The following is a 20,919-nucleotide window of genomic DNA, read 5'->3' on the forward strand; positions in this document are numbered from 1 at the left end:
AAACGGGCAATCCTAAACTTCTCCGTTCAATTGGAAGTTAGCAGAAAGATGTTTTAAATTACTTCCTTCCATCACTGCAAGCACAAAAAAACAAAGTAACCAAAAATCACTAGAAAGCTTTCGGCTACTTTGACAATGATCGATTAGCAGTGATCCCTAAGACAAAAGCGAGCGTTCCTCTCATACAAGAATAAAACCAACGCCCTCAACATTCACGGATCATTCTTCCGTTTCGACCAACATTTTCATTTTTAAGATGAATTCTGTAAAATTTTCTGCACCCGCTAACAATCGCACATTGATCGGATCAGAAACGATTTCGATAAACATTTCAAAAAAATCATTAAATTCTTTGGCTTCATCTTGTGAGATGGCAACTAAAGCTACGATTTGAACAGGATATTCGTCCCATTTTAGGGTTTCTTGCAAGGTCATAATCGAAAGGGCACTTTTTTTCGCCTGTTGTTCCAGCGAGTGGGGTACTGCGATACCTGATGGGAAACTGGTCGATGACATCGCTTCTCGTTTTTCCATCCTCTGGGAAAATTCTTCCTCCACATACCCTGTCACTAACAATCGATCAAACAATTTTTCCCGAATCATTTTAGGTGTCTGATCGGTCGGATCAAATTGATTAAAATAGAGATCTTCAATAATAAACCGATCAATCAAATGAAACATCTGTTTTCGCCAATTACTTTTTCGCTTGGCAGTCACCCGTTTTTGGATCTTTGCAAAATCTTTACGTGTCAAAATAGGATGGACATATACTGCGCCATTGATTTCAGTCACTCTGTCACGGTCAGAAGAGACATACACGTCATTTTCTTGTACGCTTACCTCATGATGATCAACCGCCACGATCTCCACATCTTCCCCTAGCATACTACGAATATTTTGAACGTTTGTTTCTTCAAAATCATGGTAATTGTTGTGATCAACTAGCACTCGCAACTTTGGTCTTTTTTCTTTTTTGCTTTCTAAGTAAGCCCCGATGTGTAAAGCGATAAAAGAAATCTCATCCTCATTAAACCAAATCGCTAATTTTTCCTGTACCAACATCGACAAGTAAACCGCAATGTCATACGTTAACGGATAGGCTGTTTTAATATCTAAAAGGCTGCTATTCCGAGTGAACCGTTCATATTGAGAGCGGTCATAAAGATTTTGCAGATGGATAGCTAATTTATTGAAAAAAGCTTCATCTTGTAAATCAATCAAATAGGTTTCTTTGACTTTCTCTAAAACTTCATTTAGTGTTTCGATCACTCGAGCTTCAACAATTTTGGACAAGGATAGCTCTTTGCGATTCGTAAGATATTCATTTTGTAATCCAATAAAAAGTAAGGATAACTGTTTGACTTCAGCATCAGAAAAATGAATGTGATAAGTATTTGAAAGAAGTTCAGTAATCTCCACACACAATTGAAATTCCGTTGCATCATTTCTTAATGGAAAGTCCTTCACGCTTTTCAGATCATTTCCTTGGCGAATCCGTTCAATACTAATCGCAAAATGAAGCACAATATTGTTCATCGAATAACGATTGATTTTGATTTTGTGTGAAGCCAAGACATCATGGATGGTTCGCTCTAGATCAATAAGCGAAATCGTGCCAATCATATCTTGGACATGATACTTTAGTTTTTCCTGATAATCGCCTTCCTCATACAATAGCGAAATCATGTAACGCCTTTTATCACTTTCTGATCCTTCTAAATAAATTTGATTGGCTTTGATCGTTAATTTCAATTGTTTGTTTTGAATCTCGTTACGCAAAAGCTGGATGTCATTTTTTAACGTTGACTCAGAGAGAAACATCGTGTCTGCCAGATCATAGAGATCAATGCCATGATTGCTTTTTAACAACGTCAGAAACAACTGTGATTGCCGGTCATTCGTTGCTTGGATCACTTGATTATCCTGGGTAGGTTGTTTGATCCGATACCCTTGATTACTAGAAATAATTTGTTGCTCCGTCTCATTGATCTTTGTGATTTGATTACGAATGGTTCGAGTCGTACAGTTACAAAATGTTGCTAGTTCCGTCGCAGTGACCCAATGCTGCTGTCGTTTTGCAAGATATGCGATAATCTCTCTTTGCCTTTTCGTTGCCACTTTCTATCTCCCCCACACATGTGTTGCTATCCATTGATTTGCCACACTATCTCAAAAAAAGGTGGATACGAAATCCATGTCTCGCATCACACCTATTCTTTAAACTGGCGACTTTACAAATTTTCTCCATTCGATTCAATCACATTTTTGTACCAGTAAAAACTATCTTTTTTGATCCGATCACCACTACCTTTTCCTTCATGATCCAGATCCACATAGATAAATCCATAACGTTTTTCCATTTGAGCAGATGAACAGCTGATAATGTCAATCGGCCCCCATGCACAATAAGCAATCACATTGACTCCATCATACATCGCACGTTTCATTTCTTCAATGTGACTAGCCAGATAATCGATCCGATAATCATCATGAATCTTGCCGTTTTCCAACTGGTCGTACATTCCAAAGCCATTTTCTGCAATAATAATCGCTTTACCATAACGATCCCAATATTGCGACAGTGAATGATACAACCCTTTAGGATCCACTGCCCCCCCCCCCATGGATTAGCTTTCAAGTTCGGGTTAGGTGTCACCGATGCAGGGTTCATATCGTTTTTCTTGGAGTCGACCATTTGCGAATAATAATAAGAAATAGCCAGATAATCCATCGTATTCGCTTGTAAAATGGCTTTGTCTTCTTCAGTGATCTCGAGATGGATATTATTTTCAGCAAAATAATTCAACGCATACTGAGGATATTCCCCTCGAAATTGCACATCTGTATAGAAATACTCCATCCGATTACGACGTAAAGCCAAAATGATATCATCTGGATCGCAAGAAAATGGATAGGCGGTGCAATCTGCAACCATCGTTCCAATTTGCATTTCAGGGTTGAGCTTTTTCCCATATTCATAGATTTTAGCACTGGCAACGAACTGATTATGGATCGCTTGATAGCTAGCTTCTTCGTAATGATCCACCGTATCATAAGGAATAGCAGTTGAATTGAATGGTTCAAATTGGATCAAGTTGATCTGATTGATGACGATCCAATACTTCACTTTATCTTTGTAACGATCTAAAATTGTTTTTCCATATTTTACAAATAGATCGATCACTTTCCGATTATGCCAACCCCCGTAGTTTAAAGTAATGTCTACCGGTGTTTCATAATGAAGCATCGTAATAATCGGCTCCATCCCTAACTCACGGATCTTATCAATCAACGCATCATAATAAGCCAAACCCGCTTCATTCGGTTCCGTTTCATCGCCCGTAGGAAAAATCCTCGACCAATCAATCGACGTCCGAAACGTTTTAAAGCCCATCTCTGCTAATAGCGCTAAATCTTCAGGATAGGTATGATAAAAATCGATCCCATGGCGTTTAGGATAATAGCCTTGTTCATCTGTCATATTCGCCTTCAACTGAGCCAAAGACATTCCTTTATGTTGCTCTTCCGCAATTTCTGCATTTGTTTTATCCGCATGGAAAACATGTAAATCAGCGAGGCTGATGCCCTTACCATCAACTTGATAAGCCCCTTCTGCTTGGTTGGCAGCAATCGCCCCTCCCCAAAGAAAATCTTTTGGCATTTTGTATTCTTTAAACATGAAATACCTCCTATTTAGTTAATTTTTTTGAAAAGTTCCGAAATAACCGAACCATATGTTCACCAATCAATATCTCACTTTGTGCTGTCATCAACGTATCTTGCGCATGACAGAACAACGTAGAATAGCGGATCTGCTCTCCTGAAGCTTCCATTTGTAACGTATCTGTTTGCAAGCCGTGAGCAATCACCACTTCTTTATGTGCCGATTGAATCAATTCTTCTGCTTCATCGAACGCCATTTCCTCCAGTGCATTCAGACCTTTTACCAGTAATTCACGAGCATTACCTGCATGGATCAAAATATTCATCGATAATTCGTTTAGGCTATCTGTTTCTTCCACAAACTGTTGTGACATACTACTACCTCCAATTATTGAGCCGTTGAAGCTTGCATTGCTTTTGCTTGCGCCGCTTCTTGTTCTTCAGCAATTTTTTCTTGTTTTAATAATGAACTATCATATGCTTTAAAAAATGGTAAGAAGATAAACCATGTGATAACAAAGATCAACAGACAGACGATGACCGCACGGAAATCTTGAGTGGCTAAATAAGATGTAAATGGATATGGCATGTACCACAACAAGAATGATTGACTAGGAATATTCACGAAGCCCATATTCATCACAACATAAGAAATCGTTGGTACGATCAGTGCGTTGATCCACATAGGAATCATCAAGTAAGGATTAAAAGCAATCGGTGCCCCAAAAACCAACGGTTCATTAATATTAAAGATCGAAGGAATAAAGACCGCTTTACCAATCGCTTTTAATTGTGCTGATTTACTTAGCAGCTACATCATCACAGACAAGGCCAAGGTAGTCCCCACACCACCCATTGATGAAAAAGCATAACAAGTTTCTTGAGTAGCAATGTTCATTGCTTGTCCACCATTTGCAACAGCCTCAGCATTAGCAGCTAATCCAGCCATATATACAGGATAGATAGCCGGCATCATCACCCAACCTGAAATACCGAACGTATATAAAAAGACTGGGATAAAAACGGATAAGACAAAACCTGGGTAAGATTGCACGATTTTTGCCAATGGACTGAATGCCCAAACGACCACTTCAAAGAAATCAACATTCATTTGTACCGTGATAAACCAACCAACGATCAAGATAAACGTAATCGGCAATAAACTATTAAACCACCCCACCACGAAATCAGGGATCGGTGTATCTTCATCGAAAAATGATCTTTTAGCAGCAAAATTCATCACACAGGCAACAAAAAGACCAGAAATAATCGCAAGAAACATGCCTGTAGCGCCAAACCGAGAAAGAATAAACGTAGCATTTCCTTCAGCAGATACTGTGGGAAATAGTAACATCATGAATAACACTAATCCGGTAGCACCTGAAATCAGCTTTTGACCGCTGTTTCCCTTTTTTTCCATGAGATAATAAAGAATCAAAAAAGAAACAATCAAACCAAACATCCCAAAAGAAAAATTACTAATCATTGAAAAATCAGGTAAACCTGCAAAAATATTTTTTAGCAGAGAAACCACTGTAACTAAAGAACCAACAAAAACTAACGGTAAAGCCGCCATGATCGAATCTTGGATCGCCGAGACCCAAGGATTCTTGACAATTTTATTTACTTTTGGCGCAAATTTGTTCGTCATGAAGTCCATAATTTTATTCATCATTCGTTAGCCCTCCATACTTAAAATCAGATCTAGTGCCTTATCTCCATTTAAAGTGCCATAGGTTGCTTGTGGAATGACTGCTACTTTCACGTTCTTTCCTTCAATTTGTGCTTTGAGATCTGCCAACATATAAGACAAATGCGGACCAATCAACAGATAATTGATCTCATTGATCCGTTCATCCAATTGCGACTCACTAGCCGCTTTCACAGTTACTTCTTCCCCTCTTTTTTTCGCTGCTTTTCGAATAGCAGCCGCCATAAATCCACTAGAAGCACCCGAACCACAAATCAACAAAATATTTTTTGCCATCTTTACCATCTCCCCTTTTTTTCTTACACGTTTAGTTTAGCTACCGAGGTATGCGCTTTCAAACTTACTTTTTTCCTAGGTAGCGGAAATTAATTAACGTGAGGTTCTCTTTTAGCTATTATAGGGTATACTCCTCTTAGTTACTCCACCAGTTCTGTTGAAAAACGAATCCTGATAGTTAGGCTCATAACATCAGCTGGCTAACATTCCTGTGAATATCCCCGTACTTCACTAAAAAAGAAAAACATTCCCACAAAAAAAGAGAGCCGACCAGATTCATTCTGATCACGGCTCCCCCCTCTATGCCATTTTTTGATTTATGCTTTGTTATCAATAAACTCAGTATCCACTAATCATTCCTACCGTTACCTTACCCCAATGAAATCGGTTGAATATAATCTACCTGCCATTTTTGTTCTTTGTCTGAATAATTGAAATACCAGATCTGAGAAAAATATTGTCGCTGATGCTTGTACCCTGATAAGAGCAGGTTATTTTTTCGATCAATCGTATAATCATAGCAACTAAAATCAATTCAGATCGAGAAACTGTCTTCCTCTATTTGACGATAGTTCCCCAACTGTTGCAGTACGATTTTTTTAGTATGATTTTTAATACCTTCTGCTTGATTCTTTTGTAAGACTTGTTGATGCTCCAAAAATAATTTTTTCGTATAATAGCGCGAGGCTTTTTCCATTTTTTCATGTTCCCAAGCGTTTTGAATCGCAAAGAAGCTGGTTTCGATCTCTGAAAGCAATCTTTTCTTCGCTTTCTTTTTCCCAGGCATACGAGAAAATAGCTCTCTGGTCACACTGTGCTGTTCTTTCTTCCTTTTAAATAAAGCAAACGCCGCAAAACCACCAACAGACGCCCCCATTAATACATAGTCCTCTACGTCACCGTATGAACTTGATCGATAATACCCTCGTGATCTTCCGATAATTGGCCGATCGTCATAAAAATGATGTCCGACCGAACTACCACCAAAACTTCCGCCAGATCCACCGCTTCTCGTTGAGCCACCTCCATGTCCACCCGCTACTGCAAAGCCCTGTACTGGCAAAGCAAATAAAAAGAACAGACACAACAAACAAGCCAAATAATGTTTCTTCATGTTCCCCCACCCCATTCATCTTCTGTTAGCAACAATCTAACGCTGAAATCCCTCATTGCTACACTACTAGCTCAAACAGCAATTTCAGAAGCTACGTTATCAGTCCATTTATTTCATACGTTACTTTACAATAAATTGACTAGCAATAACTTAGTTATGAAAAAAAATTAATAAACGAACAAATGAATGTTGAATCTGGGGTTCTGCTTGTTAAGTGTTAATCAATGCATTAAAAGCAAGACTGCTAGATAATGATCTATTCAAATTCTGTATTAACTATTGACTGGGTGAAAAAGAATGCTTATAAGCGTAGGATCTCTGTCGAATCTGAAAGATTGCCTTATCCAATAATCATTGATGAAATTCATCATGAACTAAATAAGAATAAAAAAACACCTAGTGATCTCACTAGATGTTAACGAATCTTTCAGTTTTTTTCCTAGTACGAATATTTATGTTACGCAATTTTTTTCGAAACGAAACATTTGCCGATCAAGAAACGAATAAAAACAAAAAGATAGCTTCCTAGACTGACAATAAAAGCAAGAATCATTGTAAAGGGATACTTAGAAGAAACTTCAATTACCGTTGTTCCTGCTTTTCCTTCAAATGTTGCTAATCCTTCATTGTTTTCAATCTTGGTATTTTGCCCATTCACTTTTGCTGTAGTTCCCCAGTAATCAAACACGGGTAACGTGATTTTTTTATCTTTAGCACCTTTGACTGTATAGACTATTTTGGAATCAGAAGCTTTATATGCTGCTGTTTGCCATTCATTGTCTACTCTTATTTCATGCTTTTGCACATGCTCCTTATATTTCATGGCTTCTAGTGGTGCATAGTCAAAGACCCCTCCAACACCTACAGTGATGTAACTACCTAGAGTGTCTTTATTCACCTCTAAATGGTCACCTAGTGTTGGCACTTTGTGATTATAATTGGCTTTAGTGGCTGCCGAAACAACAAACATAAAACAAACAATCGCTGCAATACCAAGTATTCTTTTTTTCTGTCCAAATACCATCCTATTAAAAACAATGGATAAAATTAATGAGCCAAAAAGTACCTGAAATCCTAATATCCGCCAAGGAAATTGAAGCAATCGAACGGGTGTATTTTGCAATAGTGCCCATGGGACCAGCTTAGTTGATAATAACCAAGTAGCTACTGCAATCAGGTAAATCACTTTTTCCTTGCTCGTTAGCTTTTTAAAATACACAAGCGGAAGAATCAAAGAAACAATCCCGATAATCCCGATTGTAAAGGAGGCCAAATCATTATTCATGGCCCCAATCAAACTATCAGATACATTGATCGCTTGATTTTGCAGATCTGTTTTTCCTGGCTGATTGATGGATTGATACATGGTTTGCTTGAACATAGGATACCAAAAATAGGCCGTTAAAAGAATCGTCATTCCCACAGCTTTTGACATCTCCAACACCAAGCGAATGGTTTCTTCCTTATTTAGTTTATTCACAATCAGTTTGCCTATGATCATCATTCCAATGAAAAACGCACACATGAAAGTAGAGAGAACATGCGTATAAACAAGCAAACTCATACTGATTGCTAGCGGGATCGCAGCCGTTGCTTTCTCATAGATCATTTTGTAAGCATAATACAAAACTACAGGCATAATCGTCAGTGCAATCGCTTCTGCAATCGCTGAACGATGGTAAATATCAATCGTTCGATAACTATAAAATGTATACAGACAGCTAAATAAAAAGGCAGCATCTACTCGCTTTAAAAATTTTTGACCATAATAAAACATCAATAGGATGGTACAAACATTCAACACCCATACGTATAAAATATAACTTACGATCAAATTATTGGTAATCCAATAAAAAATTACCGATGGAAAAAGGGTCAAGTAGGGGTAAAAATAGTTCACACCGCTGCCATAACTATTAAAAGTCGTAAAATTGATTGGTCCTGATAATATAGAGGATAATCCTTTAATTCTGGAAAGATGAAATGCGATATCTCCTGTCGTAGAAATCGTTTGTGCATGCCTAAAATAATTCACAGAATAAAGACCCGCAATAAGTATTAATATAACAAATAAGAGCAATTTTTTCTTTGTTTTCATTAGTAACTCCTTTCAAAAAATCATAATAAGTATAACGTAATTCTTGGAATTTTTCATAAATTTTTCTGTTTTATTTAGTAAACTATCCTTTTAGAAACAGAAAAAAAGACTGAGACATCCATCTCACTCTTTGCTCTGGAAACAGATAAATGGTGTTCAAGCATCAGCTCCTTGCAATAAGCCTAAATTTTTCAAAAACACGAGAAGCTGTTTCTAAAAATTTTTTCTTCTTATTATCGGAGCTAACCAATGCTTTCACAACTTCTTTTCCAAGAAATTTTCTTTCTAAGTTTGGAAGGACGTCTCTTCTAGCTATTCACAATCCGCTCGAAACCGTTCTTCAATTCATTATTCTCAGTCTCTTTGAAATACAAATAATTGTTTGGGTTTCCTTGATTTTGCTGAGTCACCATTACCTTAGGTTGATTTTGTTGGAAACCAAAGAAATACAAATGAGCTCCAGACGGTTTTGGATGATCGATATCAGAGTAGATCGCCACTAATTCAAATCCCGCTTGTCCTCTGCCATTTTCTGACCATTCTACGGTAACCGGTGTTTGATCAATCACCATAGACCATTGCCCATCAAAAATGTATTGTGGTACTTGCAATCCATAATAATTAGCATTCACATGATCATTGTAGCTTCTATACTGTTGTCCCATTTCCTGACCCCAAGTTGACATAAACGTAGCTAATTCAGTCGCCTTACTCGCATCCCAACTATTTTTTCAACTGGCTGACTACTTGGTGTCGCAGACTCAGCCGTTGTAGTTTGAGTTGACTCTGATGTACTCGTCGCCGTGGACTCTGTTTTTACCTTTGTTTCTGATGAGCTGGATGATTCAGTCTTATCAGATTCTTTCGTCGTTGTTGAACCTGTCTTACTTGTTTTTGTAACAATAGTGTCTGTCGATTTACTTGAAACATCTTTTGCCTGATCCGTTCCGCAACCAGCTAGTACAAACAACAACCCCACAGCCAACAATATCCCCTTTTTCATTAATAAAACTCCTCCTTGATTGTTTCACTCATTCTAACAAACCAAACTTGAGATTATGCCGAAAATTTGAAAAATTATTTCTAACCAATCCCTCATCTGCAAACTAGAAAATTGGTTTAACTGTTACGAAATCAGAATCAGATACTCAAAAAAAGGTTTATGTAGATTTCTAAGGAGTAGTTTGCCATAGAAAATACTGATCAACTATAAAGAGACACGGAAAAACGCAATCCCTCATTTATCAATTATGACTAGTATCAAATACATCTAACTCTTTGTTCAGATATTCTCCGTAATTGCTGTAAATATACAAAACTTAAACCATTAGGCACAAGAGAAACAGCTAAAACAAATAGACTGATACAATTAACAAAAAAATCCTCAACGCCCGCCTTGTTTCTAGCGGTATCGTTGAGGAATACGATCATTGGTTGCTATTTCAAAAATGGCTGAAAATGTTGTCTCTAATAGATAACTTATTCATCCACAAAATAAAAGAAAACTCTATAAATTTTCTTTATTCAATTTCACGTTTGTTCTGCACTGCCATTCACTTTAGATCCCTTCATCAGAGCACCATTTTACTATTTACTAAATTTTTTCTTCTCAGTAAATATCGAATAAAGATAAATAAAAAAGTTCCAACGCTTGTTAGTAATGCAAGAATCATCGTTGGCGGATAGGTAGAGGAAACCTCAATCGTAGTCGTTCCTTCTTTTCCTTTAACCGCTACTAACCCGTCATCATTTTCTATGCTAGTCGTTTGACCATTTACTTTCGCAACGGTTCCCCAATAATCAAACACAGGTAACGTGATTTTTTGCCCTTGCGCATCTTCCACTGTATAAATGATTTTTGAATCATACGCTTTATGAGAACTACTTTTCCATTCATTCCCAACTTTTACTTCATGTTTTTTCAACTGATTTTTGTATTTCAGCGCATCAGACGGTGCATAATCATAAAGTCCCCCTGTCCCTGAAGTCGTGTAATGCTTAATCTCTTTTTTTGTCATAATCAGACGAGCGTTATAGGATTGGATCTTTTGCGTATAATTTATTTTCGTTACTACTGTTAGTGTCAAAAGCAGGAGGACGATTCCGCCAATCCACCATATACTTTTTTTCTGATCTGGTCTGCATTTCAAAAAGACCATCACCAAGATCAATGATCCGAAAAGCACTTGAAACCCTAAGATTCTCCAAGGAAATTGAATCAATTGGATAGGTGTATTTTGTAAAAGAAACCATGGAAAAACATTCGTCGATAAAAACCACGTAGCTACTGCACAAAAATAAATGACTCTTTCTCTTCGTTCAAATCTTTTCAAAAAGAAAAGCGGGAGGACTAATGACACGACACCAATCGTTCCCATTGTAAATGTCGTCAAATCATTAGTCATCGCACCAAACAAACTTTCAAAAATGTTCACTCCCCGCTCCTGAAGGTTTGTGCGGAAAGGACGATTGATGCTTTGATGCAGGACTTGCTGCAGCATTGGGTACCAAACATACGCTGTTAAAAGAGTCGTCCAGCCGACAGCTTTTGCCATTCCAACAAACAAGTCCAAAACATTTTCTTTCTTTTTTCGTTTAGCCAAAAGTGAACCGATAAACAAAAGCCCAATAACTATTACGCTCATAAACGTAAAAAGAGCATACGTATAAATAAGCAAACTCATACTAACAGCTAAAGGAATCACACAATTCTTCTTTTCAAAAAGAAGTCTATACGTGTAGTAGAGGACTACTGGCATAATCGTCAGAGCAATTGATTCTGAAATCGCTGAACGTTGGTAAATATCGATCATTCGATACCCGTAAAAAGTATAGAAACAACTAAATAAAAATGCCGCATCTACACGTTTAAAAAATTTCCGTCCGTAATAGAAGGTGATGAGGATTGTACACACATTCAGTACCCAAACATATAACATATAACTTAAGATCAAATTATGGGTAATCCAGTAAAAGATTACAGCTGGAAACAGGGTTAGATAAGGATAAAAAAAGTTGACCCCACCACCATAACTATTGAATGTAGTAAAATTGATCGGACCCGAAAATACAGAAGCCAATCCTTTGATCCTGGAAAAATGAAAAGCAATATCTCCTGTCGTTGCGATCTTTTCTGTATTATTAAAAAAGATAAAGGAATAAGTGCTTGCAATAGCTATTAGCAGAACAAACAAAATGATTTTTCAATTGAATCTCATAACAATTTTTATTTCTCCTTTCATACGTTACTCTATTTGAAATGACTCAGTGATTATTCATTGGGTGAATCACTCTCATTTTTATCATTTCATATTAAAAGAGCTTGCTAGTTATGTTTATGACATACTTATTTTTCTTAACTAACATGAAATACACTATACCTAATCAGCAAGAAAATATTTTTTCTATTCTCTCACTCATTCATTATTTTTTTCATCTTTTGAATAATGAAAAGGTGTGATTATTTTCAACATATGAGTTAGTTACCTCAAGATCCATTATTAAATCCTAAGCTATCCATTGACGAATAGATGGTTTCATTGATCCCTTCTCCCTTCTAAACAACTGACAGATTTCAATTTATAACGTATGTGATTTTATCAAAAAACAACTAGTTTTGTCATTTAATAACCTATAACATAGACATGAAAAGGCTTCATCGAGTTGATGATTCAAAATATCGTTATTTTTATTTAAAGATTTATTTGGAACCTCAATCTTATCATTCACTCTAAAGCGCTGTTTAAGCAGTAGCCCCTTGAAATAAGCCGAAACCAACAAAAAATAGATCCCTATCTCTAGACATCCATTGATAGACTTTATCGTGCCAAATTTCATTAAGTAACGTACTTTCTTTCAAAAAAACGTAAAAAACATTTATTAAGATGTTGGAATATGAGTAAAAAACGGATTTATAATCATACAAATTTTTTTGATTTTTGTGTACCTTAAAATCAAAAAATGGGACAATAATCAGATTTTTTCTGACTATTGTCCCACTCTCTTCATGGATATAATATATATTTAAAATTATATTTATTTCAGGTAACTACTACCAAAAATACCATTGGAAATGATTATAATAATCATCGTTCTAATTGTTAATATATGCAATTGCACTCCCACTACCAAATTTGATATCTGGTAAAGATCGTTTATATAAATTAAGTTCTCGCAAAGTATCTTCTCTATTCAATAATGCCTGAAACGCATAGCGTGTTCGACCATTTTCAAATTTCTTCGATTCAGAATATTGAGAAGAAACTTTATATGCTGCAACAACCGCATTATCTGCTCCTGTATTAACAGCTATAACATAGCGAATCCGATGTATCTTATCACGACCGATTACCCAGTTACCTAGCGTACGGGATTTTAAATTATTATCATCACGAAATCTGTCATCGATTGGATATTCTTGTGACTCATCTTTAGAAAGATTGAACGCATCTCTTACTTTTACTGCTAGAATCAACTCATTCGTCGCTATTTCATTTATAGACATCGGTTGAAACCCATATCGGTCTTCGATTTCTTCAACTGACATCGCCTTAGATCCATGTCCTTTTACTAAATTCGTTAACGAAAGACCTTGGATCAATTGAGCATAATTGATCAATGCATTTTCGCTTGCATAAGCTTCACTCTCCGTTAAGCCATAGCTAAGTATATAGCTCGATATTTTCAGTTTCATCCCATTTATTTCTTGAATTGTTTTTATTTTTAATGTTCTAACTGTCTCATTTTCTTCAAGTAAATCTGATTTTCTTAGCATATTCAGTGCCGCTTGACGATGGGCAAAAATACGATTTCCTTTTCCTTTCCCAATATAAAAAGTCTGGTTGTTTCTAGGATCAACCAAACAGTAAACATAGTAAGGATGTTTTTCATCTTTTTGCAACTCAGCTAAAGTAGATGTAGAAAATTTTTTAAGTTCACTCATTTATACTCCTCTGTTTCACTATTTTTTCCCTGTCTCAGAAAAAATATCATTATTTATGATAAGGCGCTGCGTATCATGAGTGAATGATATTAGGAAAACTTCATAAAATAAATCTTTTATACATTTCCACTTCTAGATGGTTATTCATGTTAGAAGAATCAAACTATTTTTTTACTGTCGTAATAATATTAAAACACTAGAACAAATCAATTAAATTCCATAAAATATAAATAATAGACCTAGCATCATCTGGTATAAAATGGATGCTAGGTCCGTTATATTTACTCAAAATTGATTCTACGAATAGATCTTCTTATCATTTCTATTTTAGTAGTCATGCGTTGTTGTTCTTCTAAAGGTGGTAATGGTATAAGTAGTTTAGATAAATTTGTACCATTTACATTTGGTTGCCCAGTTCCGTAAGAAATTTTTTCTAATAACTTCCAATATAATGGCGAGTCTAAGAAGCAGTCTACGTATTCTGATAATAATTTCTCAACTAACCTAATTCGAATCAAGTAAGAAGCAAAAACAGATTCCTCACTTATTTCCTTAACCAAGAAACTTTTTCCCATAGTTCCTCCTGTCCTTGCTATCAAAATGTCATTTTCTTCCAATCTTAAATCAACTAGTTTAGAATTACTAATATCACAGTAAGGCACACTGGACCAATTTACACGTCCCTCTTGTATATCTGTGATTCTTAAAAACTTAACATTGCCTTTTTTTTCGCCGAATCTGTATAGCCATATTGAATCTTAGTAGAAATACTTCCTAAATAAACCCATAGTTGAACATCGCTAGATGATTTTTCTTGTCGTTCTTTATGAACAACAGTGATCATCTTGAGTTGTCCGACTATTTTTTAGTTGCAGCAATCTTTTTGGGACGCTTATTTGCATGAAGCAACGTTGCTAAGTCTAGTAATAAAACATTGGCTAACACAGGATTGGCTTTCTCGCGATACGCTGCGGCGCCACTTTCAAACAATACTGCTAGACGATCTTCTACAACAACGATTTGTTCCAAATACGGTGGAAATTTGATTCGTTTTAGGATCCGGCTAGGAGAGTCCCGCTCGGACACTAAGAGTTCCGAGGTATAAGGACCATAAGAACGACTGGCTAAGAGATAATGGCCATAAAAAGCCACACCTTGAATCTTATCAGATGTTTTTCTGCTCATTGTCACGGTTGGTTGGATTTTGTCTTTGCGGCGAATTGCTGTTTTCATTTCAGCTATCGTCGGCAATAGATAGAAAGTCAACTGTCCTTCACCTTTTAGTGTGAAGTTGCCAGATACCAGTTGATCATTGTTTTGAGTCAAATACGATGCTTGTGGAATCTCTGAGAGATCAGTTGTCAGCCAATAAGCGATTGGCTGTCCCGTCTCTTTAGATGTATCTGCTAAGATATCGATCAAACGTAAAGCGGCTACTCGTCCAGTAGCAGATCCTGTGATTGTCAACCATAAAAGTTCCCGTTTTGTATCATATACTAAGCCCCCTACATGTGGCCGTTTAGGTAAAATCAGCAGTTTGATCGGCTGTCCTGTTTCTCTATCCAGTACATGAATAATAGAATGATGCTGATGGTCATAGCAGTAGGCAGAAATAAACACAAAATCTTGAGAAAAAGCCAACCCTTGCGGCGTCATCCATTGACAAACCTCATTTTCGCCGGTTTCCGGCACCACCATTCTTGTTTCTGTTAATCCAGGAATGTTATATTGTTTTGCTTCAGCCTTTTCCCAAGCTGCTTGAACAATAGGATACCGTTTTAACTTTTTTTCAATATCCTGATGTATCCGTTGCTGCTTCCAATGCTTAAACTTTAGGACATAGTAAACAAGGAGGCCAATGACCAGCAACACTAAAATCATTATTGCTACCCGCTGTGTCATTTTTTTGCCTCCTTGTTCTATTCGATCAATCGTCCATATACCGCTATTAATTACCGTAACTACATGTTTCTTTTACTAGCGTTTCTTTATAGGATCTTTCATAATCTCATTTATAGTAACATTAAGAATCCCTTATTCTACTATAGTCACTTCCACATCAATATTGCCTCTTGTTGCTTTAGAGTATGGGCAAAATGCGTGGGCTTCTTCTGCGATTTTCTCTGCCTGGTCCTTATCAAGTCCTGGCAAAGAAACTTCTAAAACGACCCCGATTTGGTAGCCCCCATCTTCTAATTGAAATAAAGATACCCGTGCTTTGACTTCAGAATCAGACTCAAGATTATTTTCTTCCAGCATGTGTTGAACCGCGCCGTTGAAGCAAGATGCGTATCCAGCCGCAAAAAGTTGTTCCGGATTTGTCCCTTCACTATGGATTCCTGGGCGGTCGATCTTCATGTGCATACTTCCGTTTGGTGCCTCAACTTCGCCATCACGGCCTCCACGATTGATCATTGCTGTTTCGTACATTTTTTTCATTGAGATCATCCTTTCTTTCGTCGTTCTATATTAAGTGTAACGAGTATTTTTTAATCTGACAAAGGTAATGCTTGCATTCGGCGACATCAGTTAGACAACATCGATGATCAGTGATAGAAGCAGTTTATCTATACAAAAAAAGAAGGGTTCTATGATATTTGGTGTCCTTACTCGCCTTGAGTAACAACACCAAATATCATAGAACCACTTAATCAGCTTCACACTGCTTTTTCTACTTTCGTAGTTGAAAAAAACTTAAACAAATCATCGGCAAATAGTTAAAGAAAAAACTTAATCGTTGAAAGAAGCCCAATTGCTTAAAGAAGGCAAACTGACTAATCGACGGAATCCGTGCTAATCCGTAAAGACCTGCAATTAGTAAACTAATAACTGTTAAAACAAGATAAAAATGGCTAAGCGTACCTTGACCACTTTGACGATAAAGCAGAACAAGTAACAATGGGAAAAGTAGAAATCCTGCATAGCCTAGCCCAGAACCTATATTATGGATCCAAGTCGATAGATTCCAAGAGCTTTCATTCGTATTGATACTGAATAAGCCAGTAAAAATACAATCACCTATCCCATATAAACCAACTGTTGCAACAACAAGTATTGCAAGTGTTTTTGATGTTCCAACAAATAGGTGATACAACGCAGGCAACGAAAGAACAAAAAAAAGTCCAGATACAACTGACCAGACCAAGAAAGCACGTCTGACTGGACTATCTACGTCACCAAACACACTAATTACGGTAGTCATTTGATTCAGTTTGGGATAAAAAAGGCCAAGGATATACGGTGTCGATAAATCACTAATCACACCTAATAATAAAAAATAAAAACCATATTTTTGCAAAAAAATCATTTTATTCCCCTACTTTTTAGTGATTATTCGATACATCCAACAATCAAATTTTTTCTCATTTTAACACATATTTTTATTCTAGTTGCCTTTTGAACAATCAATAACATAAAGGTGAGTTTCTTCTACATTTTAAAAAATCGAATGGCACTGAAGAGTTCAGTTGTCAGCATCAATCTCCTACTCAAAAAGGCAAAAAAACGTAAGTCAGATGTTGTTGACATCTCACTTACGCATCCATTGATTGAAAATTTCTTAGTAAAATCTACTAGCCTAAAAATTTGAAGACTTCTTCTCGATCATACAGTTTAAATACTTTCTCGCATAAAAATTGAGTAATTAGTGCCGCAAAAACAGGGATGACTAACCAACAAAGAACAACAAGAAAGCCATTTAGCCCTGCATCTAAAGAAGCCAACGGACCAACAAGTCCGACCACGCCGAAACCAGCAGAAGCAGGTGTACCTGAAATAGAAAATAGAGCGACAGGAATAGCTGTAATCACTGCACTAACTAAACAAGGAATAAGAATCACAGGTTTTCTAAATAGATTAGGCATCATCATCTTCATAGCGCCTAAAGCAATCGCAATTGTCACACCTGACTTATTAACCTTCCAAGAGTTCACTACTAAAACAAAAGTGGTTGCAGCTACGCCCATCGCAGCCGCACCAGCAGAAACACCATCTAGTTGGATTGCCATTCCGATTGCTACTGTTGAAATAGGAGAGATAATCAAAAAGGCAAAGGAACAACCAATCAAGATAGACATTAACAGCGGTTGTAAGGTAGTGAAGTTATTAATCAATGATCCAATTGCAGAAGTAATTGCTGTTACAAAAGGGAATAAATAAAAACCAAGTAAACCTGCACCTACACCTACAACAATCGGTGTTAACACAATCGACACTGACCCAAAACTATTTCCAATCAGTAAAATCAGCCCGACAGCAATCGATGCTGTCAGCATCGTATTAATAATATCGCCTGTACCAGCACCAACGTAAACACCCGTTTCACCCAAATCAGGTGTGAATTTGACTACACCAGAACCAACAAAAGAAGCTCCGGCTACAACCATCATTCTCATCGGATCAAATCCAAATTGTAAGGCAATCAAACCACCAATGATCAAAGGTGTTGCTAGTTGAAAAATAACTGCTAACTGTGCGATCGTTACCGCAAAGGGATACGCACTAAAATATTTTAAAATGGCACCTAATACTGCATTAGGAATCAATCCAATAATGATTCCTGTTGCTGTACCAGCGAGGACTTTATTCAGAAAAATTTTCGGTGATATTTTTTGTGAAGTTTCCATTCAATCTCTCCTTTATTTTACGTTCAAACTATCTTCTTTTGCATGGACAAGCTCAGTCAAGAAATCACAATAAGGCGTCGCAACACCATATTTCTTCCCTTTTCTAGAAATTGCGCCATTGATATAATCGATTTCTGTTAATCGATGGTTCTTAATCAAGTCTTGATACATTGAAGGATAATGTAACCCAATTGTTTCCGGGTCAAAACAAGATTCACAATGTGCAATGACTTCTGGGACATCTAGTTCAATCTTCTCTACTGCTGCTACTTTGGCAAACTCATTGACAATCGTCGCCACCATTTTATGAGCAGTCGATGTTTTTCCTAGCTCAGCCATATTAACGTCTAAGATTGTGCATAGTCCGTTCATTGTTCCGTTCACACATGCTTTGCGATAAATAGAATAGTGAATATTGTCAGAAAAATGAGCATTTAATCCTGATTCAGACAATTTGTCTGCTAATTTTTTTGCAGCTGCTTCTTTTCCATCACCTAAGTTTTGTAATTCTACTGAACCACTTCCAAATAATTTGACCTGACCAGGACCTTCAAGACCTGCCGTCCACATGGTATTTCCAATATAGATATTTTCCATTGGTACAAATTTCTCAATAATATCTTCATGCCCGATACCATTTAATAGACATAAGACCTCTGTATCTTTTTTGATTAATGATTGGATATCCTGCAGCATTTTTTCCAGCTGCATCGCTTTGGTAAATAGAATAATCAGATCAACTTGATCTTCTTTTTCTACTTCGGATTGAAGAACGATTGGTAGTTTTGCTTCTACCTCTTTACCATTAAAATTTGCTTGTAATCCATGTTCTTTGATTTGTTGGACATGTTCTGCCCAGCCATCGATTAATAATACTTCGTTCCCACTTTGGTGAAGCATCAACCCAAAGCGACTTCCCATTGCGCCAGCGCCTGCAATTGCTATTTTCATTGATTCTTCCTCCTTTTTCTTTCTATTATACTCATTTGAGAATCTTTTCACAACCTCGTTTTGTTATTCTTCTCTTATTTATCATGTTTATATCCACCATTCAAGTTATTTTATCAGCAAATCAATAAAAACTGGAATAGAATCCCAATTTCATCGTAAGAGAAACTAGACTAGCAATAAGAAAATAGAAACATTCATAGAAAAAATCTCACTCCTCTGATTATAAAGGAGGGGGCATTAACCTCGTGTATACTAAAACCTTCCATTCATTCGATGGATGACTTTCTTTTTGTGAAAAAATATTCATTGTAGTACGATGTTGCGCAACACAGACGGATGGTATTGCTTATTATTTATTAAAATCGAACAATACACTTATTTAAAAAATTCTTTCCCAGATTTTCTTCCATTTTTACAGTTATAACTAGTATTATCATGAAAAATAGCCTTTTATTGTCTATGGGAATAATAATTTAAAATTGGTACTTTTTTATTAATTAGTTCATCGCCCAATAATCTCTCCAGTTTCTTAGCATCTCCTGACTCAACCGGAATTATCCAAGCCCAGTCTAAATAATTTTTTAAAATCTCATCATATTTTGCAAATATTTCATTGCCATATTCCGTCCTTAAAATTATATTTTCAGTGCCAGACAAGTGATTTATATTGAGTTGATAAAAAAGATCTCCATCTAAAAAAATATCATTAGAAGAAGATTTCCCCACAGTAATGACCATTCCATCAGCTCTATGTGTTACATACAAATAATTGTATGACCTCATTTCACCTAATGAATCAATTATTTCTTGCCCTTTAGCTCTAATATATTGATCTCTATTACCTATCTCACTCTTATTTAACAAAAGTTTTTTCATGTCAAATTTAATCGGCTGTTTTATTTTTGTAAATTCGCTTCTACTACTAATCCAATCCGAGATTAATTTTTCAACATGTCCCAGAGTAAACTCTGATTTATTCGCTAAATACTTTTTTTGTTGTATTAAAGACATCTTTCCCCGAAGCTCAAAATTGAGCCTACATCGATTCTCTATCTCTTCAAAAAGCATCTTATCTTCATCATTCTTATATTCATCATTCATAAAACCAATCCAGCTCCTCGATTAAGATAATATTTTAATCTCATACAAAAACTAGCTCTCATCAAAACAACCATTGTTTTGATTTCTCATGAAATTTCTTTATACTTTTCTCCGATTATAAATTCCTAACTCCTTGAGAAAATTACGCATATATTTATCTCCGCAAGGCTTAAAATTTCGTTGGCCTTCTTTTCTCAAAAATGCCCCGATTTCGCCTTTTGATGGATAGATTTCTGCCTCAGCAAAAACGTCTAAAATATCATCAGTGGTCATAGACAAGGCGATTTTTAATTTTTTTAGCAACACATTGTTGATATATTTGATTTCCTTGCTTTTTTGCGGCGTATCTACTATCGGCTTATCTTTTTGCGGACCACGCGCCAAGAGAATCAGGCCATTTAGGAATGCGTCAAAAACTTGGTTGTTGATGGTTTTTTC

The 20,919-nt window shown here is 36.4% G+C and carries 13 protein-coding genes and 5 pseudogenes; all 18 read right to left on the minus strand.

Annotation, left to right across the window (positions count from 1 at the left end):
* Nucleotides 1–219: 219 nt before the first annotated feature.
* Nucleotides 220–2,118, minus strand: coding sequence for a transcription antiterminator (locus AB3I42_RS13390; RefSeq protein WP_368022556.1), 1,899 nt, complete (start codon nt 2,116–2,118; stop codon nt 220–222).
* 113 nt (nt 2,119–2,231) lie between these two features.
* Nucleotides 2,232–3,679: pseudogene (locus AB3I42_RS13395) on the minus strand (glycoside hydrolase family 1 protein).
* A 10-nt stretch (nt 3,680–3,689) separates the two neighbouring features.
* Complete coding sequence (locus tag AB3I42_RS13400; RefSeq protein ID WP_010720932.1) at nt 3,690–4,037, minus strand: PTS lactose/cellobiose transporter subunit IIA; 348 nt, start codon at nt 4,035–4,037, stop codon at nt 3,690–3,692.
* Between the two features lie 14 nt (nt 4,038–4,051).
* Nucleotides 4,052–5,335: pseudogene (locus tag AB3I42_RS13405) on the minus strand (PTS sugar transporter subunit IIC).
* Between the two features lie 6 nt (nt 5,336–5,341).
* Nucleotides 5,342–5,659 carry a PTS sugar transporter subunit IIB gene (locus AB3I42_RS13410; RefSeq protein ID WP_196763502.1) on the minus strand — a complete coding sequence of 106 codons (318 nt, stop codon included), beginning with the start codon at nt 5,657–5,659 and terminating at the stop codon, nt 5,342–5,344.
* A gap of 361 nt (nt 5,660–6,020) precedes the next feature.
* Nucleotides 6,021–6,764 (minus strand): annotated as a pseudogene (locus AB3I42_RS13415) (hypothetical protein).
* Nucleotides 6,765–7,221: 457 nt separating this feature from the next.
* Nucleotides 7,222–8,862, minus strand: coding sequence for a membrane protein (locus tag AB3I42_RS13420; protein ID WP_010737049.1), 1,641 nt, complete (start codon nt 8,860–8,862; stop codon nt 7,222–7,224).
* 308 nt (nt 8,863–9,170) lie between these two features.
* Nucleotides 9,171–9,865, minus strand: a pseudogene (locus AB3I42_RS13425) (DUF4767 domain-containing protein).
* A gap of 568 nt (nt 9,866–10,433) precedes the next feature.
* The gene (locus AB3I42_RS13430; protein ID WP_256870119.1) at nt 10,434–12,062 is read right to left on the minus strand and encodes a hypothetical protein; all 1,629 of its coding nucleotides are present in this window, start codon (nt 12,060–12,062) and stop codon (nt 10,434–10,436) included.
* 893 nt (nt 12,063–12,955) lie between these two features.
* A complete protein-coding gene (locus AB3I42_RS13435; protein ID WP_181914305.1) occupies nt 12,956–13,804 on the minus strand; it encodes a hypothetical protein in 849 nt (282 codons plus the stop codon).
* A gap of 281 nt (nt 13,805–14,085) precedes the next feature.
* Nucleotides 14,086–14,648: pseudogene (locus AB3I42_RS13440) on the minus strand (restriction endonuclease subunit S).
* 14 nt (nt 14,649–14,662) lie between these two features.
* The gene (locus AB3I42_RS13445; protein ID WP_181914304.1) at nt 14,663–15,706 is read right to left on the minus strand and encodes a hypothetical protein; all 1,044 of its coding nucleotides are present in this window, start codon (nt 15,704–15,706) and stop codon (nt 14,663–14,665) included.
* 132 nt (nt 15,707–15,838) lie between these two features.
* Nucleotides 15,839–16,243: an organic hydroperoxide resistance protein gene (locus AB3I42_RS13450; RefSeq protein ID WP_081123633.1), complete on the minus strand. Its 405-nt coding sequence runs from the start codon at nt 16,241–16,243 to the stop codon at nt 15,839–15,841.
* Nucleotides 16,244–16,475: 232 nt separating this feature from the next.
* Entirely contained in the window at nt 16,476–17,111 is a 636-nt protein-coding gene (locus AB3I42_RS13455; protein WP_002330002.1) for a DUF998 domain-containing protein, read from the minus strand.
* 265 nt (nt 17,112–17,376) lie between these two features.
* Nucleotides 17,377–18,429 carry a PTS sugar transporter subunit IIC gene (locus AB3I42_RS13460; protein WP_002291912.1) on the minus strand — a complete coding sequence of 351 codons (1,053 nt, stop codon included), beginning with the start codon at nt 18,427–18,429 and terminating at the stop codon, nt 17,377–17,379.
* Between the two features lie 12 nt (nt 18,430–18,441).
* Complete coding sequence (locus tag AB3I42_RS13465; RefSeq protein WP_002291914.1) at nt 18,442–19,380, minus strand: 2-dehydropantoate 2-reductase; 939 nt, start codon at nt 19,378–19,380, stop codon at nt 18,442–18,444.
* 450 nt (nt 19,381–19,830) lie between these two features.
* Nucleotides 19,831–20,481, minus strand: a complete 651-nt coding sequence (locus tag AB3I42_RS13470) for a hypothetical protein (RefSeq protein WP_002312640.1) — start codon at nt 20,479–20,481, stop codon at nt 19,831–19,833.
* 99 nt (nt 20,482–20,580) lie between these two features.
* Nucleotides 20,581–20,919: DUF1456 family protein (locus AB3I42_RS13475; protein WP_368022557.1), on the minus strand; the 339-nt coding region annotated here is incomplete at its 5' end.

The organism is Enterococcus sp. C53, from assembly GCF_040887425.1.
Lineage (GTDB): Bacteria > Bacillota > Bacilli > Lactobacillales > Enterococcaceae > Enterococcus_B > Enterococcus_B hirae.

Bases quoted from the DNA above. Each gene is read 5' to 3' on its own strand.
- AB3I42_RS13400 (WP_010720932.1), bottom strand. From the start codon at position 4,037: ATGTCACAACAGTTTGTGGAAGAAACAGATAGCCTAAACGAATTATCG.
- AB3I42_RS13410 (WP_196763502.1), bottom strand. From the start codon at position 5,659: ATGGTAAAGATGGCAAAAAATATTTTGTTGATTTGTGGTTCGGGTGCT.
- AB3I42_RS13420 (WP_010737049.1), bottom strand. From the start codon at position 8,862: ATGAAAACAAAGAAAAAATTGCTCTTATTTGTTATATTAATACTTATT.
- AB3I42_RS13435 (WP_181914305.1), bottom strand. From the start codon at position 13,804: ATGAGTGAACTTAAAAAATTTTCTACATCTACTTTAGCTGAGTTGCAA.
- AB3I42_RS13445 (WP_181914304.1), bottom strand. From the start codon at position 15,706: ATGACACAGCGGGTAGCAATAATGATTTTAGTGTTGCTGGTCATTGGC.
- AB3I42_RS13450 (WP_081123633.1), bottom strand. From the start codon at position 16,243: ATGAAAAAAATGTACGAAACAGCAATGATCAATCGTGGAGGCCGTGAT.
- AB3I42_RS13455 (WP_002330002.1), bottom strand. From the start codon at position 17,111: ATGATTTTTTTGCAAAAATATGGTTTTTATTTTTTATTATTAGGTGTG.
- AB3I42_RS13460 (WP_002291912.1), bottom strand. From the start codon at position 18,429: ATGGAAACTTCACAAAAAATATCACCGAAAATTTTTCTGAATAAAGTC.
- AB3I42_RS13465 (WP_002291914.1), bottom strand. From the start codon at position 19,380: ATGAAAATAGCAATTGCAGGCGCTGGCGCAATGGGAAGTCGCTTTGGG.
- AB3I42_RS13470 (WP_002312640.1), bottom strand. From the start codon at position 20,481: ATGAATGATGAATATAAGAATGATGAAGATAAGATGCTTTTTGAAGAG.